The 25,857-nt window shown below is 60.8% G+C and carries 18 protein-coding genes and 2 tRNA genes; 3 read left to right on the forward strand and 17 right to left on the reverse strand.

Translation table 11 applies throughout. The annotated features are described in order from the left end of the window. Positions 1-213 precede the first annotated feature (213 nt). From ACIPO9_RS16350 to ACIPO9_RS16375, 6 genes are all read right to left on the reverse strand, one after another. Positions 214-1,110: a transglutaminase N-terminal domain-containing protein gene (locus ACIPO9_RS16350; protein ID WP_400782097.1), complete on the reverse strand. Its 897-nt coding sequence runs from the start codon at positions 1,108-1,110 to the stop codon at positions 214-216. Beyond that, positions 1,110-3,611, reverse strand: a complete 2,502-nt coding sequence (locus ACIPO9_RS16355; RefSeq protein ID WP_400782100.1) for a circularly permuted type 2 ATP-grasp protein — start codon at positions 3,609-3,611, stop codon at positions 1,110-1,112. The genes ACIPO9_RS16350 and ACIPO9_RS16355 overlap by 1 nt, the downstream gene beginning before the upstream one ends. Positions 3,612-3,719: 108 nt before the next feature. After that, a complete protein-coding gene (locus ACIPO9_RS16360; protein ID WP_400782101.1) occupies positions 3,720-7,007 on the reverse strand; it encodes a DUF2126 domain-containing protein in 3,288 nt (1,095 codons plus the stop codon). 169 nt (positions 7,008-7,176) lie between these two features. Then, positions 7,177-7,653 carry a hypothetical protein gene (locus ACIPO9_RS16365; RefSeq protein WP_400782104.1) on the reverse strand — a complete coding sequence of 159 codons (477 nt, stop codon included), beginning with the start codon at positions 7,651-7,653 and terminating at the stop codon, positions 7,177-7,179. A 272-nt stretch (positions 7,654-7,925) separates the two neighbouring features. Continuing rightward, positions 7,926-8,699: a hypothetical protein gene (locus tag ACIPO9_RS16370; RefSeq protein ID WP_400782106.1), complete on the reverse strand. Its 774-nt coding sequence runs from the start codon at positions 8,697-8,699 to the stop codon at positions 7,926-7,928. 2 nt (positions 8,700-8,701) lie between these two features. Further along, entirely contained in the window at positions 8,702-9,574 is an 873-nt protein-coding gene (locus ACIPO9_RS16375; protein ID WP_400605558.1) for an NAD synthetase, read from the reverse strand. Between the two features lie 186 nt (positions 9,575-9,760). Here ACIPO9_RS16375 and ACIPO9_RS16380 point away from each other — a divergent pair, with 186 nt between their 5' ends. Then, positions 9,761-10,249: an Hcp family type VI secretion system effector gene (locus ACIPO9_RS16380; RefSeq protein WP_400605561.1), complete on the forward strand. Its 489-nt coding sequence runs from the start codon at positions 9,761-9,763 to the stop codon at positions 10,247-10,249. A 48-nt stretch (positions 10,250-10,297) separates the two neighbouring features. Here ACIPO9_RS16380 and ACIPO9_RS16385 read toward each other — a convergent pair whose 3' ends face one another. The 8 genes from ACIPO9_RS16385 to rnr form a co-directional block, all read right to left on the reverse strand. Beyond that, on the reverse strand, positions 10,298-12,601 hold the full coding sequence (locus ACIPO9_RS16385) for a YgiQ family radical SAM protein (RefSeq protein WP_274136094.1): 2,304 nt from the start codon (positions 12,599-12,601) through the stop codon (positions 10,298-10,300). A 284-nt stretch (positions 12,602-12,885) separates the two neighbouring features. After that, positions 12,886-14,283 (reverse strand): replicative DNA helicase, encoded by a 1,398-nt coding sequence (gene dnaB, locus ACIPO9_RS16390; RefSeq protein ID WP_274136093.1) that lies wholly within the window; start codon positions 14,281-14,283, stop codon positions 12,886-12,888. A gap of 150 nt (positions 14,284-14,433) precedes the next feature. Further along, complete coding sequence (gene rplI / locus ACIPO9_RS16395) at positions 14,434-14,880, reverse strand: 50S ribosomal protein L9 (RefSeq protein ID WP_274136092.1); 447 nt, start codon at positions 14,878-14,880, stop codon at positions 14,434-14,436. A gap of 20 nt (positions 14,881-14,900) precedes the next feature. Beyond that, positions 14,901-15,797 carry a hypothetical protein gene (locus ACIPO9_RS16400; RefSeq protein WP_400782108.1) on the reverse strand — a complete coding sequence of 299 codons (897 nt, stop codon included), beginning with the start codon at positions 15,795-15,797 and terminating at the stop codon, positions 14,901-14,903. A 42-nt stretch (positions 15,798-15,839) separates the two neighbouring features. After that, the gene (rpsR, locus tag ACIPO9_RS16405; RefSeq protein ID WP_037015707.1) at positions 15,840-16,070 is read right to left on the reverse strand and encodes a 30S ribosomal protein S18; all 231 of its coding nucleotides are present in this window, start codon (positions 16,068-16,070) and stop codon (positions 15,840-15,842) included. Positions 16,071-16,098: 28 nt separating this feature from the next. Then, positions 16,099-16,521 (reverse strand): 30S ribosomal protein S6, encoded by a 423-nt coding sequence (gene rpsF / locus ACIPO9_RS16410; protein WP_062379020.1) that lies wholly within the window; start codon positions 16,519-16,521, stop codon positions 16,099-16,101. Positions 16,522-16,796: 275 nt separating this feature from the next. Then, positions 16,797-17,555 carry a 23S rRNA (guanosine(2251)-2'-O)-methyltransferase RlmB gene (gene rlmB, locus ACIPO9_RS16415; RefSeq protein WP_400605570.1) on the reverse strand — a complete coding sequence of 253 codons (759 nt, stop codon included), beginning with the start codon at positions 17,553-17,555 and terminating at the stop codon, positions 16,797-16,799. Continuing rightward, positions 17,552-20,170: a ribonuclease R gene (rnr, locus tag ACIPO9_RS16420; RefSeq protein ID WP_274131672.1), complete on the reverse strand. Its 2,619-nt coding sequence runs from the start codon at positions 20,168-20,170 to the stop codon at positions 17,552-17,554. The genes rlmB and rnr overlap by 4 nt, the downstream gene beginning before the upstream one ends. A 227-nt stretch (positions 20,171-20,397) precedes the next feature. Between rnr and ACIPO9_RS16425 the strand changes: the two genes are divergently transcribed. After that, a tRNA-Leu gene (locus tag ACIPO9_RS16425) sits at positions 20,398-20,484 on the forward strand. A 231-nt stretch (positions 20,485-20,715) separates the two neighbouring features. Next, a tRNA-Leu gene (locus tag ACIPO9_RS16430) sits at positions 20,716-20,802 on the forward strand. Positions 20,803-20,984: 182 nt separating this feature from the next. On the opposite strand, the gene ACIPO9_RS16435 is transcribed toward ACIPO9_RS16430, so the two are convergent. The 3 genes from ACIPO9_RS16435 to ACIPO9_RS16445 form a co-directional block, all read right to left on the reverse strand. Further along, positions 20,985-22,919, reverse strand: a complete 1,935-nt coding sequence (locus tag ACIPO9_RS16435) for a methyl-accepting chemotaxis protein (protein WP_400782110.1) — start codon at positions 22,917-22,919, stop codon at positions 20,985-20,987. A 149-nt stretch (positions 22,920-23,068) separates the two neighbouring features. After that, positions 23,069-24,361, reverse strand: coding sequence for an adenylosuccinate synthase (locus tag ACIPO9_RS16440; protein WP_274131674.1), 1,293 nt, complete (start codon positions 24,359-24,361; stop codon positions 23,069-23,071). A gap of 54 nt (positions 24,362-24,415) precedes the next feature. Further along, on the reverse strand, positions 24,416-25,603 hold the full coding sequence (locus ACIPO9_RS16445; RefSeq protein ID WP_274131675.1) for an ATP phosphoribosyltransferase regulatory subunit: 1,188 nt from the start codon (positions 25,601-25,603) through the stop codon (positions 24,416-24,418). Positions 25,604-25,857 lie beyond the last annotated feature (254 nt).

The following is a 25,857-nucleotide window of genomic DNA, read 5'->3' on the forward strand; positions in this document are numbered from 1 at the left end:
ATACAAAGAGTGCCTGAACTTTAAACAATTTATCAACCGAAGATTATGAAACCTGTCTGGGTGGCGTCTATCAGGGCCATCGAGACAATCAAGCAGCCAAGGATACAGTGTCCTCCTAAGATGAGTTTGTCACTCATCAATCAGGACGAATTTCATGCAACTCAAGGGTCTGTTTCGCAATTTGCTCGCCGCCTATGCCTGCGGCGCCAGTGGTCACGCTGACAGCGGCATCACCGTCACGCGCACTTCGGGGTCGTGATTGCCACCGCCCAGAATGACGCCACGCAGGGGCGAGACATCGGAGAAATCCCGGCCCCAGGCCAGGCTGATGTGCTCCAGCGCCGGCTGAATGTTGTTGGTCGGGTCGAAATCCACCCAGCCCAGTACCGGGCAGAACACCGACACCCAGGCGTGAGAGGCGTCGGCACCGATCAGGCGCGGCTGGCCGGGAGGCGGCTGGGTCAGCAGATAGCCGCTGATGTAACGCGCTGCCAGGCCTCGGGAACGCAGGCAGGCGAGCATCAGATGGGCGAAGTCCTGGCAGACACCGCGCCGTGTTTCCAGCACCTGCACCAAGGGCGTCGCCACCTGGGTCGCTTCGCCATCGAAGGTGAACTCCTCGAAGATCTTTTCCATCAGCGCCTGGGCACAGAGCAGCAAAGGCCGCCCCGGCGCAAAGCAGTCGGCGGAAAACTCGACGAAGGATTGCTTGAGGTGCACGTAAGGCGATTCGAAGCGATAGCGACAGGCTTCCAGAATATCCGGTGACATTTTCGTCGCGCTGTAGGTGAGCGTGTTGCGCGTCTCATCCCACGGGGCAGACAGCTGGAAATCCAGCACCGGACGGGCCAGCACCTCGATGCGCAAGCGGGCGTTGACCTGCAGTTCGTCATGGGGCCGCTCAAAAGCCAGGCGCGTCACCGGATTGCCGAACACATCCAGCTCATCGCGGCGCGTGGTCGGCGTCGGGTGGATCTCCAGTTGCTGTTCCAGGCAACGCTGCCACGCACAACTGCGCGGCCACAGGTGCGCCAGTTGCTGCGCCAGCGAGACAGGGCTGTCGTACTTGTAATGGGTGTCGTGAAGGATCTGGTAAGAGGCACTGTTCATCACACGGACACCGTACGCTGGCTGACATCGTCGACATGGGCGAAATGGCGCAAGGCCAGGCGATCGGAAATCTGCCCGCTGAGATCGCCGATACTCTGCAACAGGTCCGCCAGGCCGTTCAGAGCAGCCCTGACGCTGCTTTCCCCGAACAGGCCGGGTTCCAGACAGCCAAGGTCGAAACGCGCCAGGCGCTGGATCCAGACGCCCAGGCTGTTGTCCTGCGGCATGCCGAAATCCTCGTTCAAGCGCTTCAACGAGCGCTCCACCAGCTTGAGCTGAAATCGCACCGCATGGGGGTTCTGTCCGTCGAGCAGCAGCAGGTCGAGCACCGGGATCAGTTGCGGCAACGCCAGGTAACGAGAGCGATAGGTGATGCTGCTGTTGCCCAGCTCCAGCAGCCAGTCGAGGGCGTCTTGGTCGAACACCGCATCGCTGCGCAGGAAGCCTGCAAGGCTGGTACTGAGAAATTGCAGGCGTTCGATGCGCCGGCCGATCATCAGGAAGCGCCAGCCTTCATCGCGGGTCATGTCGTCCAGCGCGAAACCCGAAAGCGCCGCCAGAGACATCACCAGGCGGTTGAGGAAATCCAGCAGTTCGCCAAAGTCGGGGTCATCGGTTTCAAGGCTTGCGGCTTCACGCTGCAGCTCCACCAGCGCCTGCCAGTTCTCCCGGCTCAACTTGCCGCGCACCTGGGACGCCGCCCACTGCAAGCGCTGCAGGTTGGAGCGCAGGCTGAAGGGCCAGTCGTCGCCCAGCAATGCGGTCATCAGCCGTTCATGCAGGGTGCTGCCCTCCTCTTCGTCCTCGCGGGGCAGCAGGCTCAGGCGTTCGCCCAGCTCGACCGCGGCCTGCAAGGCTTGCGGGTCGTCGCCATCGACGTACCGCGCCAGCACGATGCGCAGCAACCGGGCGCTGTCGTCGCAGCGCTCGCAGTACCGGCCGAACCAGAAAAGGTTCTCCACCACCCGGGACGGCAGATACGGATCACGGCGGATCAGGTCGTGCACGCCCAGGGAACGGCGGGCTTTCCAGGGCTCGCTGCCCTGAATGCGCTCACCCAGAATCCAGGTGTCCTTGCTGGCGCCTCCGCGCTGCATCGACACCACATCGGCATCCGCGTCGGCAGCCACGCGGGTCAGGCCGCCCGGCAGCACGCGATAGCCGTCCTGGGCAGCCACGGCGTAGACGCGCATGCCAATGGCCCGGGGCTGCAACTGTTCAGCCTCGCCCTGCCAGACCGGCGCCTGGGACAACTGGGCGATTTCCTGGGCGACGTAGGCGTAAGGCCGCGCCTGCATGCGCGCGGCGAGGGCCTGGCGCTGTTTTTCGTCCAGATCCCGGCCAAACACCGGGGCAAAACTCTGGGACGCGAACGCCGGTTTGATGAGCAGATCCGGCATCTTTTCCAGGGCCTGGGCCAGCACTGGCGGCTCACCACACCACCAGGTCGCCACGGACGGCAGGATCAGCTCTTCGCCAAACAGGTGCTCATTGATCTTCGGCAGAAAACCCAGCAACCCCGGCGACTCCAGCACGCCACTTCCCAGCGCGTTCGCCACGATCACCCGGCCCTGACGCACGGCTTCGAGCAGGCCGGGTACGCCCAGCGCCGAGTCGGTGCGCAGCTCCAGCGGGTCGCAGAAGTCATCGTCCAGACGCCGCATGATCGCGTGGACACGCCGCAGGCCGCTGAGGGTTTTCAGATACACCGTAGCGTCACGGACGGTCAGGTCGCCGCCCTCGACCAGCGGATAACCCAGCTGCCCGGCCAGATAGAGGTGCTCGAAATAGCTCTCGTTGAAGCGCCCTGGCGTGAGCATGACCACCAGCGGCGCCTCGTTGCTGCTCGGCGCCTGGCGCGTGAGGGTTTCCTGTAGCGAGCGGAAGAAGCCGGACAGGTGCTGCACTTCCAGGTCGCGATACAGTTCGGGAAAGGCGCGGGACACGATCACCCGGTTTTCCAGCGCGTAACCGGCCCCTGACGGCGCCTGGGTGCGGTCCGCCGTGACCCACCAGCGGCCATCAGGCGTGCGCGCCAGATCCACCGCATACACATGCAGAAAGGTGCCTTCCGGCGGCTTCACGCCCTGGCACGGCCAGAGGAAATTGTTGTGCCCGAACACCAGTTCGGCGGGCAGCAGGCCGTCGGCAATCAGATGCTGCGGGCCGTAGAGGTCGGCCAGTACCGCATTGAGCAGGCGCGCACGCTGGGCGATGCCGGCCTCCAGGCGCTGCCACTCGGCGACCGGAATCAGATGCGGCAGCAGGTCGAGCTCCCAGGGCCGGTCCGCGCCCTTGGGGTCGGCGTACACGTTATAGGTGACGCCATTTTCCTGAATCTGCCGCGCCAGCAGCGCCTGACGCTGTATCAACTGAGCGGGGGTGCTGCGTTGCAGATGCTCGTAGAAACGCAGCCAATGCGGCCGCACTGCGCCGCTGGCGTCGAGCATCTCGTGATAACTACCCGCATGCAGCGGATATCGGTCAAGCAGGTCAGGCATGGAGAACTCGGCAGACAAACATGGGGATCAACGCAGCAGCGCTTAGATTAGCGCAGCCAACGTGACACGTAATGGCTCGCGGCCTTGTGTCACGCCGGCAGCGGCTGGTCAGCGATGCAGACGCAAGTCCAGCGTCATGGGCATTTCATCATTGACGGTCAGGTTCGGCACGTCCTGTTTGCCTGGGGTGTGACCGATTCGGAAAAACCGCGCCAGACGCCGGCTTTCCGCTTCGTTGGCATTGACCGGCAGCGTCTCGTAATTGCGCCCGCCGGGGTGCGCCACATGATATTCACAGCCGCCCAGCGAGCGCTGCATCCAGGTATCGAGCAGATCGAACACCAGCGGCGCATGCACCGGGATGGTCGGCTGCAAGGCGTTGAACGGTTGCCAGGCACGGTAACGAACCCCCGCGACAAACTCGCCGATACGCCCGGTAGGTTGCAGCGGGACGGGTACGCCGTTGCAGGTCAAGACATAGCGCTGGGGCGCGAGCCCGCTGATCTTGACCTGCAACCGCTCAAGGGACGAATCCACATAACGCACCGCACCGCCCCCCGAACCCTCCTCGCCCAATACGTGCCAGGGCTCCAGCGCCTGACGCAGTTCCATCTCGATACCGTTGACCGCGTAGTCGCCGACCTTGGGAAAGCGAAACTCCAGATGCGCGGCGAACCACTCAGCCCGCAGTGGATAACCTGCGGCATTGAGTTCGACGATGACGTCGGCGAAATCCTGCTCGATGAAGTGCGGCAGCATGAAGCGGTCATGCAACTCGGTGCCCCAGCGCGCCAGTTTCGCCGGTGCATAGGGCTCGCGCCAGAAACGGGCCACCAGCGCACGCAGCAACAGTTGCTGGGCCAGGCTCATGCGCGCATGGGGCGGCATTTCGAAAGCGCGCAACTCAAGCAGGCCCAGGCGACCGGTAGCGCCGTCCGGAGAGTAGAGCTTGTCGATGCAGAATTCGGCGCGATGGGTGTTGCCCGTGACGTCGATCAGCAGGTTGCGCAGCAGCCGGTCCACCAGCCATGGCGCGCACTCCTCGCCGGGAGCGGGCATCTGCGAGAAGGCGATTTCCAGCTCGTACAGCGAATCGTTGCGCGCCTCGTCAACCCGTGGCGCCTGGGAGGTCGGGCCGATGAACAGCCCGGAGAACAGGTACGACAGCGACGGGTGGTTGTGCCAGTAGCTGAGCAGGCTGCGCAGCAGGTCGGGCCGGCGCAGGAACGGTGAATCGCCCGGCGTGGCGCCGCCCAGCACGAAATGGTTGCCACCGCCGGTACCGGTATGGCGCCCGTCGATCATGAACTTTTCGGTGGTCAGGCGGGTGAGGCGTGCCTGCTCGTAGAGAAACTCCGTACGCTCGACCAGCTCGTCCCAGCTTGAGGACGGCTGCACGTTAACCTCGATCACACCAGGATCCGGAGTGATGCGGAAATTGGCCAGACGCGGATCGCTCGGTGGCTCATAGCCTTCCAGCAACACCGGGCAGCGCAGTTCCTCGGCGGTCGCTTCGATGGCCGCGACCAGCTCCAGATACGCCTCAAGGGTCTGCAGCGGCGGCATGAACAGATACAGCCGACCGCCCCGGGCCTCGGCGCCCAGCGCGGTGCGGGTCAGCCAGTCTGCGGACTCGTCGATGGTCGGTGCGCGCTCAGTGCCTTCGTGTTCAGTCAGGCTGTTGATCCGTGACTCCACCTCATCGCGATCCGGAAGTTCGGCGAAGTCCTGGTTATGGTCAGTGGGATGGATGTAGGGATATTCAGCGGCCTTGACCCAAGGCTGCGACGCCAATGGCAGCCTGTAGCCCAGTGGAGAATCCCCCGGCACCAGCCGGCAGTGCTCGCCACGCAGGTACCAGCGTCCGCTCTGCCAGCGCGCCTCATCGGCACTGCGGGCCAGAGGCAGGACATGGCCGATGACCTTGTCCAGGCCCTGGGAGAACACCTTGGCCAGCCGCGCCCGCTCCATCTCGTCGCCCAAACGCGAATCTTCGGCACTGACGTTCTGCGGCAAGGCACCTTCTCGCCACAGGTAATAGAAATTGTCCTCGTAAGCGGGAAAAACATAGCGCGCAGGCAGCTTCAGGCGCTCGGCGACACTGCGCAGGAAGCGCCCGGCCATCTCGCCGTCACAGCCGTAATCCTCGCCCTCATCGGCGATCAGCGCAGTGTTGCGCCACACGGGCTTGCCATCCCGGCGCCAGAAACAGTTCAGCGACCAGCGCGGCAACTGCTCGCCCGGATACCACTTGCCCTGGCCGAAATGCACGATGCCCTGAGGCGCGTAGTGCTTGCGCATGCGCTGGAACAGCTCGGCAGAGAGCACACGCTTCTTCGGGCCCAGCGCTGCGGTGTTCCACTCGCTGCCGTCACGGTCATCGATGGAGACGAACGTCGGCTCGCCGCCCATGGTCAGGCGCACGTCCTCGGCGATCAGGTCGGCGTCGATCTTGCGACCCAGCGCCTGAATCTCCAGCCACTGCGCCTCGGTATAAGGCTTGGTAACCCGTGGCGCCTCCCATATCCGCTCCACCGACATCTCGTGGCTGAATTCGGTTTCGCACGGCTCCACCAGGCCGCTGATGGGCGCCGCCGATGAAGGGTCAGGGCTGCACGCCAAGGGAATATGTCCCTCCCCGGCAAACAGCCCGGACGTCGCATCCAGCCCGACCCAGCCCGCACCCGGCAAGTACACCTCGCACCAGGCATGCAGGTCGGTGAAGTCAACGTCAGTGCCTGACGGCCCATCCAGCGCCTGGACATCCGCCTTGAGCTGAATCAGGTAGCCGGACACAAACCGCGCGGCCAGCCCCAGATGCCGCAGCAACTGCACCAGCAACCACGCCGAATCCCGGCAAGAACCCGAAGCACTGTCCAGCGTGAACTCCGGCGTCTGGATGCCCGGCTCCATGCGGATCAGGTAGTTGATGTCATGGGCCAGGCGCTGATTGAGGCTGACCAGAAAATCGATTGCCGGCACCGGCGTGCGATCGATGCTGTCCAGATAGGCCTGAAATCTGGGCGTCAGCGGGAGCTTTTCCAGATACGGCTGTAATTCGTGATGTTCTTCCTTCGCGTACTGGAACGGGATCTTTTCAGCGTAGGGCTCAAGGAAGAAATCGAACGGGTTGAACACCGCCATCTCGGCGACAAGATCGACCTCGATCCGCAGCTCATCGGTTTTTTCTGGAAACACCAGCCGCGCCAGGTAATTACCCTGCGGGTCCTGCTGCCAGTTGATGAAATGATTGTCCGGCAGCACCTTCAGCGAATACGACAGGACACGCGTACGGCTATGGGCCGCCGGGCGCAAGCGCACAATCTGCGGACCCAGTTCCACCGCGCGTTCGTAGCGGTAATGCGTGACATGGTGCAAGGCAATGTGAATCGACACGGCGTGCCTCCTGCGAGCCTGGACGGTAGCGGAACCGCGCAAGACTTATGCCATCCAGGCAAGTCAGGCGCCTTCGGCCTCGATGATGCTCGCTCAGCTAAGCACAGCACCAAAATCGCGCCAGCTTCGGCGGATGGTGCAAGGGTCGCACGGAAATGAGGCGGACGGGTTAATTGCTTCGCTCATCCCGCAGCCGACGCAGGCGAACCCTGCGAATGCCGCGAAAACGTTCACGCTTGCGACGCATGAAAAAGAAGATTTCTCTCATCTGTCGATGACGCCTTGAGTTCAGCATCAGCAAACCCACCACAGGAGCGAGCACGCCAACGAAGAACATCAGCTCACCCGGGCTGTGTTCGATAATGGGTAACGACAGGAACAGACAAAGGAAGAAAAACAACTCCATCCCCCAGACCGCCCGAATCCGACCCCGAATCAGAAAAAAGTGGCAGGCAAATAAAACCACCACCCCGACAACCGCACCGCCGAACAGCCAATGCACGCCGTCTTCAAGCGTTAATTCCTGATAAAACGTGTCGACATGCAGCAGCACCAGGCTCGCAACCGCACACAGTCCCGCACTGAGGCACCCGATAAAAACCGGAAAATAGTGCCGCATGAACACCACATACTCTGAAGGTCTCATGGGCTGACCCGCTCCCCATGAATACCCATCACTCAAACCCATCCTGCCGGTGTGTAGCCTTCATCACTTTCCCTATGCGATTGGTCAAAGCGAGGGAGCATAGGCAGCTACAGACTGTAGAGATGTAGGAAGTTTTTCTTTGTTTTGTATGAACGGTCTTGTTCTGCTTTCAGAGTGTTGGTCTGGGGAAGCGCCGGACGGAAATGAGACCGTCGGGAACTTGTCTGAAATCGGGCCCCGCTTATACCGCCGAGCCATAAAGCAAGTGAGGCCTACCATTTGCGAAGCATCAGCATCACTCGCAGGAACAGGGCGCAGATACCGATGGTCAGCAGATGCAGCCCCATGGAAAGCCCGTACATCCAGGGTTGATCGACAAACGAATAGCTCTTCGGAGGGCCGAAACGGTTTGCTCCGACTACGACCCCGTCGCTCAAACCACCGTAAACGACATAAAGCTTAACCAACATGATGATCACAAATAATAGAGACAGCGCGCACCCGCCCCAGTTAATGATTGTGAAAACAACTTCAGAGATTGCGTAAGGCTTTACCGACTTCGCCCTGAGCCTATGATTGATAGCAGTTTGCCGCCTTGAAGTCTTCAGTTTGGTCTGTGATCCAGCGGCCTTTTCCAGGCCTATAGTTTCTGCCGCTTGCAACATCGCCCGGTAGCGGATGGTATTCAAGCAATACAAACCCATTAAAGGAGAGACCAACGTTAAAACATACAATCCCAGATGCGGGTCGTGAACAATGGTCGGCGCGGCAAATAATAAATGCAAGAAGAACAAGAACACCATTCCGCCCACCCAACTCGGGCGCCCGCGCAGAATATTTACACAACAGACTGACTGAAATACATTCACAACCACCATTACTGAAAATGATATCTTCAGAACCGTGCCCAGATCCATACGTTTGAAGTAGCTATCCAACGACAGCGCCAATAAACAAACACATGAACACATCGCGAGAAAAATAGGCACAACAAATACGAGAAAATGTTTTTTCCGGAATTCGAGAGCGCTTTCGGGCAGCAACACGTTCAAAACTCCCCATGAACCGCAACAGCTATCGGCTTCAGATGCCCAGCGACCAAGCTGCCGCCCATGGATGCTCCCGAGGCCACCAGATCCCTCAGCTGGGTGTACGTTTGTTGTTTTATTTGCGCGTTTGAATAGCGTTTGGGAAGTCCAAAGACATCCCTCCTATACTTGTGCACTTCACTCGTCAGTGCCAGCCGCTCCTGTCGAGACAATCCACGTAGTATTTCCCGGTAGCTTTTTCGAGTGGCGGTTTTCGTCGCCATGACATATCGGGTTGTAGAGTAAAAAGATAGAGCAGCTCCAACGAGTGTTATCCCATCCAGTATTTCACTCATGGTTTGATACCATGCCTCGGAATCTATCTTGTCCAGTCCCTCAGGATCAAGAAGCTCACCCGCGACTCTCGATACATTTATAATGCATTGAAGAGACCCTGCTGCTGCCGCTACTACACCGACCGCCGACACGACCAGGCTGACGCCTCCAGTGAAAGGAGCCGCCATTATTCCTCCGTATACGACTTTCCAACTGAGGTAAGCTCCGCCGCAGGCCAGCCCGGCACCAATCACTTCCATCACTAACCGGGATTCACGAACGTTCAATTCCAGCTCCCTGTAGAACTCGAATGCATTCATGTGCCTCGGCGCTTCACGCAAGATCACCCGCTTCACAGCCACGCTGCAAATCGGTTGAAACTCCCTCAGCGTGACAACATTGAAATCGCTGTCGATGAAGACAACACCTGCCCCGACAATTGCCGGGTCAGCGTCGATGACGCGAAACAGTTTGTTGAGGTCCATGGCGCTTTCGATGCGATCTCTCGCCTGGCGTCGCGCGACTGAAAAACCATCCCGGAGTGACAAGCCGCTCATCCATTCTTCCCTTTGTCATGGCTCAGAGCGAATGAGAATAGGCACCGACACACTGTAGAGATGTAGGAAGTTTTTCTTTGTTTTGTATGAACGGTCTTGTTCTGCTCCCAGCGTATTGATCTGCAAAGCCCAGTGCGAAAAGGTGCGCATCGACAATTCGTCGACGACTGTTTTCAGGGAGTGTTCATGGCTATCGATATGTTTTTGAAATTGGGCGACATCAAGGGCGAGTCAAGAGACAGCGTGCACAAGGAGGAGATCGACATCCACTCGTTCCAGTGGGGTATGGCGCAGTCCGGTTCCATGCATCAGGGCGGTGGAGGTGGTGCGGGCAAGGTCAGCATCAACAACCTGAGCCTGACCAAGTCACTGGACAAGTCTTCGCCCAACCTGATGATGGCCTGCTCCAGCGGCAAGCACTATCCGGAAGCCACGCTCACTGTGCGCAAGGCTGGCGGTAGCAGTCCGGTGGAGTACATGATTATCACGCTCAAGGAAGTCATGGTCGCGTCGTGCAACACCAACGCCGGCAGCAGCGATGAAATCATCAACGAAGACATCTCCCTGAACTTCGGCAAGGTCGAGGTCAGCTACCAACCGCAGAAAGCCGATGGCAGCAAGGACGGTGGCGCAGTCAAATACGGCTGGAACATCCGCGAAAACGTGAAGATCTGAGATGCAAAAACGCCAGCTCGAAGGCTGGCGTTTTTGTGGGGACACCGCTTAGCGCGGGAAGACTGGCTGCCGGGATGGCTTCTTGCCGCCCTTACCGCCCTTGGCGGCGTCGGCGCGGTCCTTGGCGGCCTGTTTGTTGCGGGCTGCGGCGGCGGCCTTGGCTTCTTCGCGCTTGTCCCACGGCTTGCTGCCGTCACTGCCACGCTGCGGCAGACCGGTGTGCTGGGTGAGGATCTTGGTGGTCTTGGCGACCTTGTGGCTGCCAGCCGGCGTCGAGTTCTTGCGACGGGCGCTCTGGTAGCTGTCGGTGTCCGGCTGGTGCAGCGGGATCAACTGGTGCTTGCCCGGGCCAATGAGGTCCGAACGGCCCATGCGTTCCAGTGCTTCACGCAGCATCGGCCAGCCTTTGGGGTCGTGGTAGCGCAGGAAGGCCTTGTGCAGGCGGCGCTGCTCCTCGCTCTTGACGATGGTGACCGAGTCGCTCTTGTAGGTGACCTTGCGCAGCGGGTTCTTGCCCGAGTGGTACATGGCGGTGGCACTGGCCATCGGCGAAGGGTAGAACGCCTGCACCTGATCAGCGCGGAAACCGTTGCCCTTGAGCCACAGCGCAAGGTTCATCATGTCTTCGTCGGTGGTGCCTGGATGCGCCGCGATGAAGTACGGGATCAGGTACTGTTCCTTGCCCGCCTCTTTCGAATACTTCTCGAACATGCGCTTGAACTTGTCATAGCTGCCAATGCCCGGCTTCATCATCTGGTTGAGCGGGCCTTCCTCGGTGTGCTCCGGGGCGATCTTCAGGTAGCCGCCGACGTGGTGGGTCACCAGCTCCTTGACGTACTCAGGCGACTCGACAGCCAGGTCATAGCGCAGGCCGGACGCGATCAGAATCTTCTTCACACCCGGCAAATCGCGGGCGCTGCGGTACAGCTGAATCAGCGCCGAGTGGTCGGTGTTCAGGTTCGGGCAGATGCCAGGGAACACGCAGGACGGCTTGCGGCACGCGGATTCGATTTCCGGGCTCTTGCAAGCGATGCGATACATGTTCGCGGTCGGACCGCCGAGGTCGGAAATGACGCCGGTGAAGCCTGGAACCTTGTCACGAATTTCTTCGATTTCACGAATGATCGAGTCGTGGGAGCGGTTCTGGATGATGCGGCCTTCGTGCTCGGTGATCGAACAGAAGGTGCAGCCACCAAAGCAGCCACGCATGATGTTCACCGAGAAGCGAATCATGTCGTAGGCCGGGATCTTTTCCTTGCCGTACGCAGGGTGCGGGATACGTGCGTAAGGCATGCCGAACACGTAGTCCATTTCTTCGGTGGTCATCGGAATCGGTGGCGGGTTGAACCAGACATCCACTTCGCCATGCTTCTGGACCAGCGCACGGGCGTTACCCGGGTTGGTTTCCAGGTGCAGTACGCGGTTGGCGTGGGCGTAGAGGACCGGGTCGTTGCGCACTTTTTCCATGGACGGCAGGCGGATCACCGTCTTGTCACGGGTCATGCGCGGGCTCGCCAGGATCTGCACGACCTTGGCTTCGTTCGGGTCTTCAACCTCGCCCTTTTCCTGCTCGATGGCGCAGGCCTGGGTGTCCTGGGTGTTGACGTACGGGTTGATGATCTTGTCGACCTTGCCCGGCCGGTCGATGCGCGTGGAATCGACTTCGTACCAGCCCTCAGGCGTGTCGCGACGAATGAACGCGGTGCCGCGCACGTCGGTGATGTTCTCGATCTTCTCGCCGTAGGACAGACGGTTGGCGACTTCGACAATCGCGCGCTCGGCGTTGCCGTACAGCAGGATGTCGGCGCTGGCGTCGATCAGGATCGAATTGCGGACCTTGTCCTGCCAGTAGTCGTAGTGAGCGATGCGGCGTAGCGAAGCCTCGATGCCGCCAAGGATGATCGGCACATGCTTGTAGGCTTCCTTGCAGCGCTGGCTGTAGACCAGGCTCGCACGGTCCGGACGCTTGCCGGCCATGCCGCCTGGCGTGTAGGCGTCATCGGAGCGGATTTTCTTGTCCGCGGTGTAGCGGTTGATCATCGAGTCCATGTTGCCGGCCGCGACGCCGAAGAACAGGTTCGGCTCGCCCAGCTTCATGAAGTCGTCTTTGTTGCGCCAGTCCGGCTGGGCAATGATCCCGACGCGGAAGCCCTGGGACTCCAGCAGCCGGCCGATGATCGCCATGCCGAACGACGGATGGTCAACGTAGGCATCACCGGTGACGATGATGATGTCGCAGGAATCCCAGCCAAGCTGATCCATTTCTTCCCGGCTCATCGGCAGGAAAGGCGCAGGCCCGAAACATTCGGCCCAGTACTTTGGATAGTCAAATAACGGCTTGGCTGCTTGCATGTCGATGACCAGTGTTCGTAATCAGGGAGGCGATCTTCTCGTGAAAAATCGCGGGCGCGGAGGATAGCACATTTTTTGATCAAATCCGACGGTGTGGGTCGGATTTGTGGTTGGGTTGGGATTGTTACATTGATGCCCTTCGGGCGCATCGCGGGCAAGCGCACTCCTACATTTTTTGCAACGTGCCATGGCCTGACAGAGCGCGGCACGTTTCAGCAAATGTAGGAGCGCGCTTGCCCGCGACAAGGCCCAAAGGGCATCAATGTAGCGGCCTCAAGCCAACATCACTCATCATCATCAAAATTGTAACTACCCGGCGCCAGGTTCTCGAAGCGGGTGTATTTACCGATAAACGCCAGCCGTACGAAGCCGATCGGGCCGTTACGCTGTTTACCGATGATGATTTCGGCCACGCCCTTGTGCTCGGTTTCCGGGTGGTAGACCTCGTCCCGATACACGAACATGATCACGTCGGCGTCCTGCTCGATCGCTCCGGATTCGCGCAAGTCGGAGTTCACCGGGCGTTTGTTCGGGCGCTGTTCCAGGGAGCGGTTGAGCTGCGAGAGCGCGACGACCGGGCAATTGAATTCCTTGGCCAGGGCTTTCAGGGACCGGGAAATCTCGGAAATCTCGTTGGTCCGGTTGTCACCGCTGGAGCCTGGAATCTGCATCAGCTGCAGGTAGTCGATCATGATCAGGCCGATATCGCCATGCTCACGCACCAGACGTCGGGTGCGGGCGCGCATTTCCGACGGGCTGATACCCGCCGTATCGTCGATGAATAGCTTGCGGTCGTTGAGCAGGTTGACCGCCGACGTCAGGCGCGGCCAGTCGTCATCGTCCAGTTGGCCGGAACGGACCTTGGTCTGGTCAATACGCCCCAGCGAAGACAGCATACGCATGATGAGCGACTCACCTGGCATCTCCAGCGAGAACACCAGCACCGCCTTTTCACTGCGCAGCACCGCATTTTCCACCAGGTTCATGGCGAAGGTGGTCTTGCCCATCGACGGACGGCCGGCCACGATGATCAGGTCGGCTGGCTGCAGGCCGCTGGTCTTCTCGTCCAGGTCGGTGTAACCGGTGGACAGACCGGTGATCCCCTCGCCCAGGTTGAACAGGGTGTCGATACGGTCGATGGCCTTGGTCAACAGATCGTTGACCCCTACCGGGCCGCCGGTCTTGGGCCGCGCCTCGGCGATCTGGAAGATCTGCCGCTCGGCCTCGTCGAGAATCTCTTCGGCGGTACGACCTTGCGGGTCGAACGCGCTGTCGGCGATTTCGTTACTGATGCCGATGAGCTGGCGCAGGGTCGCACGCTGGCGAACGATCTGGGCGTAGGCCTTGATGTTGGCGACCGACGGAATGTTCTTCGCCAGCTCCGACAGGTAGCCCAGGCCGCCCACTTGCGAGGTCTGCCCTTCCTTGTCCAGTTGCTCGGCCAGGGTCACGACGTCGATGGGCAGGTTCTGGTCGGCCAGCTTGGCGATGGCGCGGAAAATCAGGCGGTGGTCATGACGATAGAAATCGCCGTCCGACACTTGATCCAGCACGCGTTCCCAGGCGTTGTTGTCCAGCATCAGACCACCGAGCACGGCCTGTTCGGCCTCGATGGAATGCGGCGGCACCTTCAGGGCAGCGGTTTGCAGATCGTATTGCTCGGGAGCGGAGATATCGTTCATGGCCACACGGAATCAGGGATTTGAATCAGGATACGTCAGAAATGACAAAGGGCACGACCCGAAAAACAGGAACGCGCCCCTTGCTGACCAGTCGGCGAACGAGTCGCCAGTCGGTCGGACTCCCGCACCAGGGTGCGGGAATCAAACTGCTTAAGCAGCCACCACAACTACGCGAACGGTAGCTTCAACATCGCTGTGCAGGTGCACGGCAACGTCGTATTCGCCAACGTTACGGATGGTGCCGTTCGGCAGACGAACTTCAGCTTTGGCCACTTCAACGCCAGAGGCGGTCAGTGCGTCAGCGATGTCGTGGGTACCGATCGAACCGAACAGCTTGCCTTCGTCACCGGCGGTGGCAGTGATGGTCACTTCCAGCTCCGCCAGTTGAGCAGCACGACTTTCAGCCGAAGCTTTCTTGTCGGCAGCAGCTTTTTCCAGGTCAGCACGACGCTCTTCGAAAGCGGCCAGGTTGGCAGCGGTCGCAGCGGTAGCTTTGCCGAAAGGCAGCAGGTAGTTACGGCCGTAACCAGCCTTAACGTTTACTTTGTCGCCCAGGTTGCCCAGGTTGGCGATTTTTTCCAGCAGGATGAGTTCCATTTGGTAATAACCTCTTAACTTTAACCTTCACCGTTCGCAGAACCGTTATCGGCATCTTTCGACGCCAGACGGCCGCGAAAATCAATCAGGCTGTCGACAATGGCAAACACCACCAGCAACGGATAAATCAGCTGCATGAACAGCAACAACGTGACGTACAACCCCACCAGCCAGAACCGTCCCAGGTGCTTTTCAGCCACCAGTCCGTGAATCAGGGCCAGCCCTGCGAACACCAGCGGCACGCTGCACAACGGTGTCAGCATCGCCAGTTGCGGGCCGAAATTCGGCGCAACCAACATGCACACCAGCAGCACCAGCATCGGTGCCCGCGGGAGTTTCAGGCTGCGAAATTCGCGTCCGAAACCGCCCGGGTTATACAACAGCGCCTGCCAGTACCGCCCAAGAATCAGGCATACCACGCTGACGATCTGCAACACCGCAGCTATCAGGCCGTTAAGGACCGGTGTAATCAGTGCTCCCAGACGCGCTCGCTCTTCTACCGACATCTGTTGGTAGACATCACCGAAGACATGGGGCAGCAGCTTTTGCATCGCCACTGCCAGCGCTTCGATGGGCTCGCGGAAAACCGCCCCCAGAACCACTGCGTACAACAACCCAAGCCCTACGCTGACCAGCAGCACACGAACCCAGGACTCGCTGGCGCGCAATGAAGCCGCCAACCCCCATGACCCCAACAACACCATCAAGATGCGGGGATCACCGAAATACCACCAGACCAAGGCCGGCAGTAGAGCCCAGACGAGCACGCCAGAGGCGTCGCTCAATCCGCGTCGCAGGAGCACAAGGCACCCTGCGGCAGCACTCAACCAGAACAACAGCGGCAACGCCGCACATCCAGCCACTACCAGAGTGGCCTGCACGCGACCGCGCATGATGTAGTCAGCCATGGCGCGCATGCGATTTATCCCTTACTGCGTTTTTGTCGACTGAACCTGGTCTCAGCGGCCGTGGCTGTCGGTGTAGGCCAGCAGGGCCAGGAAGCGGGCGCGCTTGATAGCGGTAGCCAGCTGACGCTGATAACGAGCTTTGGTACCGGTAATGCGGCTAGGAACGATCTTGCCGGTTTCGGATACGTAGGCTTTCAGGGTGTTCAGATCTTTGTAATCGATCTCTTTAACGTTTTCTGCGGTGAAGCGGCAGAACTTACGACGACGGAAGAAACGTGCCATGTAATAGGCTCCTCAAAAGGTCCGTGGATTACTCGTCAGCGTTATCGCTGTTGTCGCTGTCATCACTGTCAACGCCTTCAGCGTCGGAGTGCTCAGGACGGTCGCGACGCTCACGGCGCTCACTGCGGTTCTCTTCAGCCTTGAGCATTTCGGACTGGCCGGTAACGGCTTCGTCGCGACGGATGACAAGGTTACGGATCACGGCATCGTTGTAACGGAAGTTGTCTTCCAGCTCGGCCAGGGCCTTGCCAGTGCACTCAACGTTCAGCATCACGTAGTGAGCCTTGTGAACATTGTTGATTGCGTAGGCCAGTTGACGACGGCCCCAATCTTCCAGACGGTGGATCTTGCCGCCGTCTTCTTCGATCAGCTTGGTGTAACGCTCAACCATGCCGCCGACTTGCTCGCTCTGGTCCGGGTGAACCAGAAAGATGATTTCGTAATGACGCATGAATGCTCCTTACGGGTTGTAGCCTGCCGCCAAAGCGGTCAGACAAGGAGTGAATAACACTGGTTTATCTTGCACAGAGACAGGCACATGAGCGCCTGCCATGACAGCAAGGGGCGCAATTGTAGAGAAGGGCCTGAATCGGCGCAAGGAAATTGGTGAATATTTGAGCAGAACAGACAGCCTGTAGGAGCGCGCTTGCCCGCGACTGCGGTGCGTCATGCAACATTGCGTTATCTGACCCAACGCAATCGCGGGCAAGCGCGCTCCTACAACGGTTATTTTTTGGCAGCAGCCTTGGCGCTGCGCTGGCGCATCGCTTCGAACAGGCAGACACCGGTCGCCACGGACACGTTCAGGCTGCTGACGCTGCCAGCCATCGGCAAGCGCACCAGGTAGTCGCAGTGCTCGCGGGTCAGGCGGCGCATGCCTTTGCCTTCGGCGCCCATGATCATGATGGTCGGCCCGGTCAGGTCCTGTTGATACAGTTCCTGTTCGGCCTCGCCCGCCGTGCCGACGATCCACAGGCCGCGCTGCTGGAGTTTTTCCAGGGTGCGCGCCAGGTTGGTCACGGCCACCAGCGGAATCACTTCCGCCGCGCCGCACGCCACTTTACGCACGGTCGGAGTCAGGGTCGCGGACTTGTCCTTGGGCACGATCACCGCCAGCGCACCGGCCGCATCGGCAGTACGCAGGCAGGCGCCGAGGTTGTGCGGGTCGGTCACGCCGTCCAGCACCAGAATCAGCGGCGGGCCTTCGGTACGGTCCAGCAGCTCGTCGAGCATCGCCTCGCCCCAGACCTGGCTTGGGCTGACATCCGCCACCACGCCCTGGTGAACGCCTTCAACCCAGGCGTCCATCTCACGGCGCTCGGCCTGCCCAACCGACACACGGTTCTGCGCCGCCAGATCGATCAACACCTGGACGCGCGGGTCGCTGCGGCCTTCAGCCAGCCAGATCTGCTTGACCCGCTTGGGGTGATGACGCAACAACGCTTCTACCGCGTGAACGCCGTAGATTTTTTCCAGCTGACTCATGACTTCGCCTTAGGTTTACGCGCCCCGCCGCTCTTGGCAGCCGGAGCCGAGCCCGATTTTGGCGGGCCTTTACGGTGTTTACTCGGTTTTGCCGACTTGCCGGCAGGAGCGGAGTCACTCCGGGACGGCTTTCCCGACGACGCCTTGCTACCACCCTTCGCTTCAGCCAGCAGGGCTTTTTTCATCTCGCGGCTCTTGCGCACTTCGGCGTTCTTGGCTGCCGCATCGCTTGGGCGATAGGCCTCGACCACAGGCTCCTTGGCGGCACGACGGCTCGGGCGAGAGGAGCTGGTCTTTTCCGCAGCCTTCTCGACAGGCGCAGGCTCTGCGGCCTTGCGCTTGCGGGTCGTCGGCGAAACAGCGGCCTTGTCGGACATTTCGAAGTCGATCTTGCGCTCGTCGAGATCGACGCGCATGACCCGCACTTCGACGGTGTCACCCAGACGGAAGCTGCGACCGGTGCGCTCACCCGCCAGACGGTGATGAACCGGGTCGAAATGGTAGTAGTCGCCCGGCAGCGCGGTGACGTGCACCAGCCCCTCGACGTAGATGTCAGTCAGCTCGACGAACAGACCAAAGCCGGTCACAGCCGTGATCACGCCCGGGAACGACTCGCCCACGCGATCCTTCATGAACTCGCACTTGAGCCAGTTGGTCACGTCGCGCGTGGCCTCGTCGGCACGGCGTTCGCTCATCGAGCACTGTTCGCCCAACTGCTCCAGCGCCGCCACATCGTACGGGTAGATCCGCGCTTTCGGGATGGTCGAACCACCAGCACGACGAACGTGCGGGGTGTCCTGCTTCGAGTGAATGACGCTGCGAATGGCCCGATGGGTCAGCAGGTCCGGGTAGCGGCGAATCGGCGAGGTGAAGTGGGTGTACGCCTCGTAATTCAGGCCGAAGTGGCCGTTGTTGTCGGAGGTGTAAACCGCCTGGCTCAGCGAGCGCAGCATGACGGTCTGGATCAGGTGGTAATCCGGACGGTCCTTGATGTTTTCCAGCAGCGCCTGGTAGTCCTTCGGCGACGGACCGTCCTTGCCCTTGTGCAGGGAAAGGCCCAGCTCACCGAGGAAGGCACGCAGTTTTTCCAGGCGCTCCGGCGGCGGGCCGTCGTGGACGCGGTACAGCGCAGGAATCTCGTGCTTCTTGAGGAATTGCGCGGTGGCCACGTTCGCCGCCAGCATGCATTCTTCGATCAGCTTGTGAGCGTCGTTGCGGGTGGTCGGCCGAATTTCGGCGATCTTGCGCTCGGAACCGAAGATGATCCGGGTTTCCTGGGTCTCGAAATCGATCGCGCCGCGGGCATGACGGGCGCCCAGCAGGACCTTGTACAACGCATAGAGCTGCTTGAGGTCCGGCACGACTTCGCCGTACTGGCTGCGCAGTTGCTTGGCCTCGGCGGTTTTCGGGTGTTCCAGCATCGTGCTGACCTTGTTATAGGTCAGGCGTGCATGGGAATGGATCACCGCCTCGTAGAACACGTAGTCGGTCATTTCGCCGGTCTTGGAGATGGTCATCTCGCAGACCATCGCCAGACGGTCGACCAGCGGATTGAGCGAGCACAGGCCGTTGGACAGCTGCTCAGGCAGCATCGGCACCACGCGCTCCGGGAAGTACACGGAGTTGCCGCGCACCTGGGATTCGGCATCCAGCGCCGAGCCGATCTTCACGTAGCTGGAGACGTCGGCAATGGCCACGTACAGCTTCCAGCCACCGGAGAACAGGCGCAGCTTGCCCGGCTTGGCTTCGCAGTACACCGCGTCGTCGAAGTCGCGGGCGTCTTCGCCGTCGATGGTGACGAACGGCAGGTGGCGCAGGTCGATGCGGTGTTCCTTGTCCTTCTCCTGCACTTCGGGCTTGAGCTTGGCGGCTTCCTTGAGCACTGCTTCAGGCCAGACGTGAGGGATGTCGTAGGTACGCAGCGCGACATCGATTTCCATGCCCGGCGCCATGTAGTTGCCCACGACTTCGACCACGTCGCCCTGAGGCTGGAAGCGCGGCGTCGGCCAGTGAGTAATCTTCACCTCGACGAACTGGCCGATCTTGGCGTTGGCGTTGCGGCCCGGCGTGACCAGCACTTCCTGCTGGATCTTCGGATTGTCGGCGACGACGAAACCGATGCCCTGCTCCTCGAAGTAGCGACCGACGATGGTTTCGTGGGCGCGGGAGATGACCTCGACGATCACGCCTTCGCGACGACCACGACGATCAAGGCCCGAAACCCGTGCCAGGGCACGGTCGCCATCGAACACCAGGCGCATCTGCGCCGGGCTCATGAACAGGTCGTCCGAACCGTCGTCCGGGACCAGGAAGCCGAAGCCGTCGCGGTGACCGCTGATGCGGCCCAGGATCAGGTCGAGCTTGTCCACCGGCGCGTAGGTGCCGCGGCGGGTGTAGATCAGTTGGCCATCGCGCTCCATGGCGCGCAGGCGCCGGCGCAGGGCCTCAATCTGATCTTCGGTGGTCAGGCCGAACTCTGCGACCAGCTCTTCACGGGCTGCGGGTGATCCGCGCTCGGAGAGGTGCGCCAGGATCAGTTCGCGGCTTGGGATGGGGTTTTCGTATTTTTCCGCTTCACGAGCGGCCTCGGGATCGAGGGACTGCCAATCGGCCATTAGAATGAGTTCACCTTATCTGTATGCAATTAGTTTGGCATATACCCGATTGAAACGCGAAGGCAGCGTTTGCTGAGTCTTTTCGCTATTTCAAAAAAAATTTCACTTCGGGGGTTTACAGCCCCGATTCCCATCCGTAAGATGCGCCCCACAACGACGGCACACGCCACGTTGTAGTTGAAATCAAGCGGCTTTTTAAACAAATAGTCGAATGAAATCAGCGAATTGCCCAGATGGTGAAATTGGTAGACACGCCAGCTTCAGGTGCTGGTGACCTTACGGTCGTGGAAGTTCGAGTCTTCTTCTGGGCACCAATTCAACGAAACCGAGCCAAGTGCTCGGTTTTGTGCTTTCCGGGGTTTGAAAAAACCCGCAGCAGAACCATCTCCCAGCCTAGTCCATTCCCCGACTTGCGCGATTGCGAACAGCGACCGCCCTTCTCGCCCGCCTCCTTTTGGGCGCATTCTGCAAAAAATCCATCTCGCGCTAATTTTTCTCAAATTTATGTTGCATTAAAACGAAAAATCTAATTAAATCAGCGCCATGCCCAGGTGGTGAAATTGGTAGACACGCCAGCTTCAGGTGCTGGTGACCTTACGGTCGTGGAAGTTCGAGTCTTCTCCTGGGCACCAAACAAAAACGAAACCGAGCCAAGTGCTCGGTTTTGTGCTTTCTGGGGTTTGGAAAATCTCACCAGCCTCACTCACGTAGCAGTCCGGCTTGCCGGCGTCGGTGTGTCAGCGCCGCATATGCTGACTGACACGCCGCCGTCGCCGGCAAGCCGGACTGCTACGAAATGCGATATGGCATCCTGTTATGCCCGGAACTGCCCCAGGCTCGCCTTGAGCTGCGCCGCCAGTTTGTCCAGCGCCTTGCCACTGGCCGTCGTCTCTACCACCGCCTGCGCGGCCTTCTCTGCCTGTGCATGAATAACCTCGACACGCCCACGCACCGCTTGCGCACCCTGCGCCTGCTGCTCGGCCGCACGCGTGGCCAGGCCTATTGCCGCATGCACCTGCTCGACCGACGTCTGCACGCTTTGCTGCAGACGCGCGCTGTCGCGCAATACGGCTAACCCTTCCTTGGCCTGACGCCCGGCCAGCCCGATGGTGGCCACGGCCTCTTTCGCGCCTGACTGCAATTTCGCGATATGTTCCTGAATGTCACCGGTCGAGCTTTGCGTCTTGCTGGCCAGCGCCCGCACTTCATCCGCCACCACGGCAAAGCCGCGACCGGTTTCCCCGGCCCGCGCCGCTTCGATCGCCGCGTTGAGAGCCAGCAGATTGGTCTGTTCGGCAATGCCATGAATCACTTCCAGCACCACCTCGATTTGTTCGCTCTGCTGCGCGAGGCGCTCGATCACCTGCGACCCGGTTTCGACCTGTCCGGCCAGCGCCTCGATCAGATTGCCCACCTGCGCGGAGGTGCGGGTGTTTTCATCGGTTGCCTGGCGGATATCCACCACTTGCTGCAAGGCCGCCTGCATCGCCTTGCTTTCAGCCTGCGCCTCGTCGGCCATGTGCGACAGCGCCTGCAAACTGGCCGCTACTTCATCGCGCTGCAGTTCGGCCGCAGCATCGGCCCCGGCGTTGCGCTTGCTCATCGCACCGATTTCGACGCCCGTCTGCTGCGCCACATCCCCGGCCTCACGCACGATGGGCTGCAACTTGTCGACGAAACGGTTCACGGCAGCCGCCATGTCACCGATCTCGTCATTGCTGTTGAGCTTGACCCGCTTGGTCAGGTCGCCCTCTCCCGCCGCCAGATCATCCAGCGCACGGTTGAGTAACTGGATACGCAGCACGACCCGGCGCCCCAACACCACCGCCAGCACGATCAACACGCCGAACCCGACCAGCGCCAGACCCACGCCTATTTTCAGGCGCAGCGCCTCTGCCGCTTCTTGAACCGCTGAACGGGTATTGGTCGCCATCGCCGTGGCCGAGCCTTGCGCCGTTTGCAGCCGCGCACGCAGCGCGCCGGAACTCTCCGCCGCAGCACCACCCAGGCTCTCGGACACCAGTTGCTCGCCACTGCCGATCAGCGCCGTGAAGCGTTTGTCCAGCGCCGCCAGGTCAGTCTCGACCGAGGCCGTGGAAACGCCCATGCGCACCTTGCCGATCTCGACGCCATTGGGGCTGATGGACGCCTCGACGTAGTACACCTGCGGGTCTTTCTGCGCGGCATTGAGCACCTTGTCCATGGCACGCTCGCCATCGCCCTTGGCCAGCAGCGACTTGATCGCCTCGCTGTCGCGGTTCAGGTAGCGGGTCAGGTGTTCGCCCTGAGCGTCGTCGTACACCACGAACAGCACGTTGGGATTGCGCTGGGCACGGCGGGCGAACTCGGAAAGCGTCGGCGTATCGTTGTCCCACATGGCGCGGGGCGCGACCGCTGCGAGAAGCTCGGCCATGTCTGTCGCCGAATCCTTCAGATCCTTCTCCAGCGTCGCACGCAGTTGCTTCTGCTCGTCCTTCAGGCGCGTAGAGAGCCCTGCGCTCAAGCGCTGGCGGGTATTCTGCGAAAGGCTGTCCAGACTCGATGTTACGTCGCGGCTTGCCTGCTCAAGCTCCCCGGACAAGTGTTGCGAATCTACACCCAGGCGCGCGGCGAGATCGGACTCCAGCGCCGTGACCGTGCTCCGGGTCAGGGCGAGCGCAACCAGCACCTGCACCAAAAGGGCAATGCCAAGGGCAATGAATACGGGGCGCAGCAAGCGGCTGCGAAAAAGCGACAGAACGGCAGACACAGGAGATCCCCCAGCGCAAGCGCCACTAAAATGATGGCGTCTTTTCTGGCGGTATTTACAGCAAGTGTTGTGCCGTAATCGAAAGAGGGATATCGCAGGCAAAACAAAGGGCCGCCTGAGCGACCCTTTGTTTGTGCATCAACGACTTATCAACCGAACGGGTGACGCAGAACGATGGTTTCGTTGCGATCCGGGCCCGTCGAAATAATGTCGATCGGTGCGCCGACCAGCTCTTCCAGACGCTTGATGTAAGCGCGGGCGTTGGCTGGCAGCTCTTCCAGGGTCTTGGCGCCCAGGGTCGATTCGCTCCAGCCTGGCACTTGCTCGTACACCGGCTCCAGGCCGATGTAGCTGTCGGCGTCGGTCGGAGCTTCGATCACGGCACCGTTTTCGTTCTTGTAACCCACGCAGATGTTGATGGTTTCAAGACCGTCCAGTACGTCCAGCTTGGTCAGGCAGATGCCCGAGATGCTGTTGACGTCGATGGCGCGACGCAGGATGACGGCGTCGAACCAGCCGCAACGACGGGCACGGCCGGTGGTCGCACCGAACTCGTGGCCACGCTTGGCCAGGAAGGCGCCGACGTCGTCGAACAGTTCGGTCGGGAACGGACCGGAACCGACGCGAGTGGTGTAGGCCTTGGTGATGCCCAGGATGTAGTCGATGAACATCGGGCCGACGCCGGAACCGGTGGCGATGCCGCCAGCCGTGGTGTTGGAACTGGTGACGTACGGGTAGGTACCGTGGTCGATGTCCAGCAGCGAACCTTGGGCGCCTTCGAACATGATGTCTTTGCCGGCACGACGCATTTCATGCAGCGCAGCGGTGACGTCCAGCATCATCGGCTTGAGCTGCTCGGCGTATTCCATGCACTCGTCCAGAGTCTTCTGGAAGTCGATTGCAGGCTCTTTGTAGTAATTGACCAGCACGAAGTTGTGGTAGTCCAGCAGCTCGCCCAGCTTGGCGGCGAAACGCTCGCGGTGGAACAGGTCACCGATGCGCAGGCCACGGCGTGCAACCTTGTCTTCGTAGGCCGGGCCGATGCCGCGACCGGTGGTGCCGATCTTCTGCTCGCCACGGGCCTTTTCACGGGCCTGGTCCAGCGCCACGTGGTACGACAGGATCAGCGGGCAGGACGGGCTGATGCGCAGACGCTCGCGCACGGGAATGCCCTTCTCTTCCAGCTTGGTGATTTCACGCATGAGTGCGTCAGGCGCCACGACCACACCGTTACCGATCAGGCACTGCACGCCTTCGCGCAGGACACCGGACGGAATCAGGTGCAGGACGGTTTTCTCGCCATCGATCACCAGGGTGTGACCGGCGTTGTGGCCGCCTTGATAGCGAACTACCGCGGTAGCATGTTCGGTCAGCAGATCAACGATCTTGCCTTTGCCCTCATCACCCCACTGGGTGCCCAGGACTACGACATTCTTACCCATAACACTTGTCCTCATTCACGCAAACTTGGTGCCGGCTGCAGCCGACTGGAAAACTCAAGAGGCCAGCGGCATTACCTGCCAAAGCTCGCCATGCTGAATCAATTGCCGATCACAGTCGGCTTCTTTCGCTGCGCAGACCTCTTGGCCCGGCAACGCCTGGACCACGCGCTCACCTTCGCTGCGCAGCTGGCAGACTTTCTGCCAGAGTGCCGCATCGGTGCTGTCAGGCATCCAGATACCGCCAGACGGTAGCTCGATCTGTGCCTGCCCCAGCGTGACCAGGGTCTTGAGATCGGTGGAGAAGCCCGTTGCCGGACGCGCACGACCGAAGTCGGCACCGATATCATCGTAACGACCGCCCTGGGCGATGGACTGGCCAACACCCGGAACGAATACCGCGAACACCACGCCGGTGTGGTAGTGATAACCACGCAGCTCACCCAGGTCGAAGTACAGCGGCAGATCCGGGAAGCGGGCCGACAGACGCTCTGCGATTTCCAGCAGATCGTCCAGTGCCTCGATGACCGGTGCCGGCGCCTTGGCCAGACGGTCACGGGCAGCGGCGAGCACTTCACGACCACCGCACAGATCGACCAATGCACGCAGCATGGCGGCCAGATCCGCTGGCAGGTTTTCGGTCAAGGTCACGACTTCGTCGATGGCCTTGCGCTGCAGGGCATCGAACAGCTGCTGCTCGACTTCGCCCGACAGACCGGCCGCACGGGCCAGGCCACGGTAGATACCGACATGGCCCAGGTCCATATGGACATCAGGCACGTCCGACAGTTGAAGCATAGCCAGCATCAGGCTGATGACTTCGACATCGCTGCTTGGGCTGGCGTCGCCGTACAACTCGGCACCCAACTGGATCGGGCTGCGCGAGGACGACAGGGCGCGAGGCTGCGCATGCAGGACGCTACCGGCGTAGCACAGGCGGCTCGGGCCTTCGCGGCGCAGGGTGTGCGCGTCGATCCGGGCGACCTGCGGGGTGATGTCCGCACGGAACCCCATCTGCCGGCCCGACTGCGGGTCGACCACCTTGAAGGTGCGCAGATCCAGATCCTGGCCAGCACCTGTGAGCAGTGATTCGAGGTATTCGATGTGCGGGGTGACGACGAATTCGTAGCCCCAGCTCTGAAACAGATCCAACACCTGACGACGCGCCACTTCTATGCGCGCAGCTTCCGGCGGCAGTACTTCCTCGATGCCATCCGGCAGCAGCCAGCGGTCAACCGTTGCCATTACGCCTTTCCCCTATGATCCGGGCGGCCAACCCTCGGGCGGGCCTTGAGTGAAGCAGACAGTGCCCTGCGGACGTCGTTTTCAGGGCGTTTGCGCCTGAGCCTTCTGTCTCGCAGCTTTGCGAACACTGTCCTCGAAAAAACTGCCGCGCACGAAACACGCCACGGCCAATCAATCGTGTAGACGCAAAAAAGCCGGGAATTTCCCGGCTGCCGCATCATACACACGTTTTGGCGCAGGATCACCCCGCCGGA

Origin of the sequence: Pseudomonas sp. NPDC090203 (assembly GCF_044746765.1) — a bacterium.
GTDB classification, from domain to species: domain Bacteria; phylum Pseudomonadota; class Gammaproteobacteria; order Pseudomonadales; family Pseudomonadaceae; genus Aquipseudomonas; species Aquipseudomonas putida_AD.

What these genes read in the sequence shown, in the direction of transcription:
- ACIPO9_RS16380 (WP_400605561.1), top strand. Translation starts at nt 9,761, where the DNA reads ATGGCTATCGATATGTTTTTGAAATTGGGCGACATCAAGGGCGAGTCA.
- ACIPO9_RS16445 (WP_274131675.1), bottom strand. Translation starts at nt 25,603, where the DNA reads ATGGCAACGGTTGACCGCTGGCTGCTGCCGGATGGCATCGAGGAAGTA.
- rnr (WP_274131672.1), bottom strand. Translation starts at nt 20,170, where the DNA reads ATGGCCGATTGGCAGTCCCTCGATCCCGAGGCCGCTCGTGAAGCGGAA.
- dnaB (WP_274136093.1), bottom strand. Translation starts at nt 14,283, where the DNA reads ATGAACGATATCTCCGCTCCCGAGCAATACGATCTGCAAACCGCTGCC.
- ACIPO9_RS16400 (WP_400782108.1), bottom strand. Translation starts at nt 15,797, where the DNA reads ATGCGCGCCATGGCTGACTACATCATGCGCGGTCGCGTGCAGGCCACT.
- rlmB (WP_400605570.1), bottom strand. Translation starts at nt 17,555, where the DNA reads ATGAGTCAGCTGGAAAAAATCTACGGCGTTCACGCGGTAGAAGCGTTG.
- rplI (WP_274136092.1), bottom strand. Translation starts at nt 14,880, where the DNA reads ATGGAACTCATCCTGCTGGAAAAAATCGCCAACCTGGGCAACCTGGGC.
- rpsF (WP_062379020.1), bottom strand. Translation starts at nt 16,521, where the DNA reads ATGCGTCATTACGAAATCATCTTTCTGGTTCACCCGGACCAGAGCGAG.
- rpsR (WP_037015707.1), bottom strand. Translation starts at nt 16,070, where the DNA reads ATGGCACGTTTCTTCCGTCGTCGTAAGTTCTGCCGCTTCACCGCAGAA.
- ACIPO9_RS16365 (WP_400782104.1), bottom strand. Translation starts at nt 7,653, where the DNA reads ATGAGACCTTCAGAGTATGTGGTGTTCATGCGGCACTATTTTCCGGTT.
- ACIPO9_RS16355 (WP_400782100.1), bottom strand. Translation starts at nt 3,611, where the DNA reads ATGCCTGACCTGCTTGACCGATATCCGCTGCATGCGGGTAGTTATCAC.
- ACIPO9_RS16350 (WP_400782097.1), bottom strand. Translation starts at nt 1,110, where the DNA reads ATGAACAGTGCCTCTTACCAGATCCTTCACGACACCCATTACAAGTAC.
- ACIPO9_RS16385 (WP_274136094.1), bottom strand. Translation starts at nt 12,601, where the DNA reads ATGCAAGCAGCCAAGCCGTTATTTGACTATCCAAAGTACTGGGCCGAA.
- ACIPO9_RS16440 (WP_274131674.1), bottom strand. Translation starts at nt 24,361, where the DNA reads ATGGGTAAGAATGTCGTAGTCCTGGGCACCCAGTGGGGTGATGAGGGC.
- ACIPO9_RS16375 (WP_400605558.1), bottom strand. Translation starts at nt 9,574, where the DNA reads ATGAGCGGCTTGTCACTCCGGGATGGTTTTTCAGTCGCGCGACGCCAG.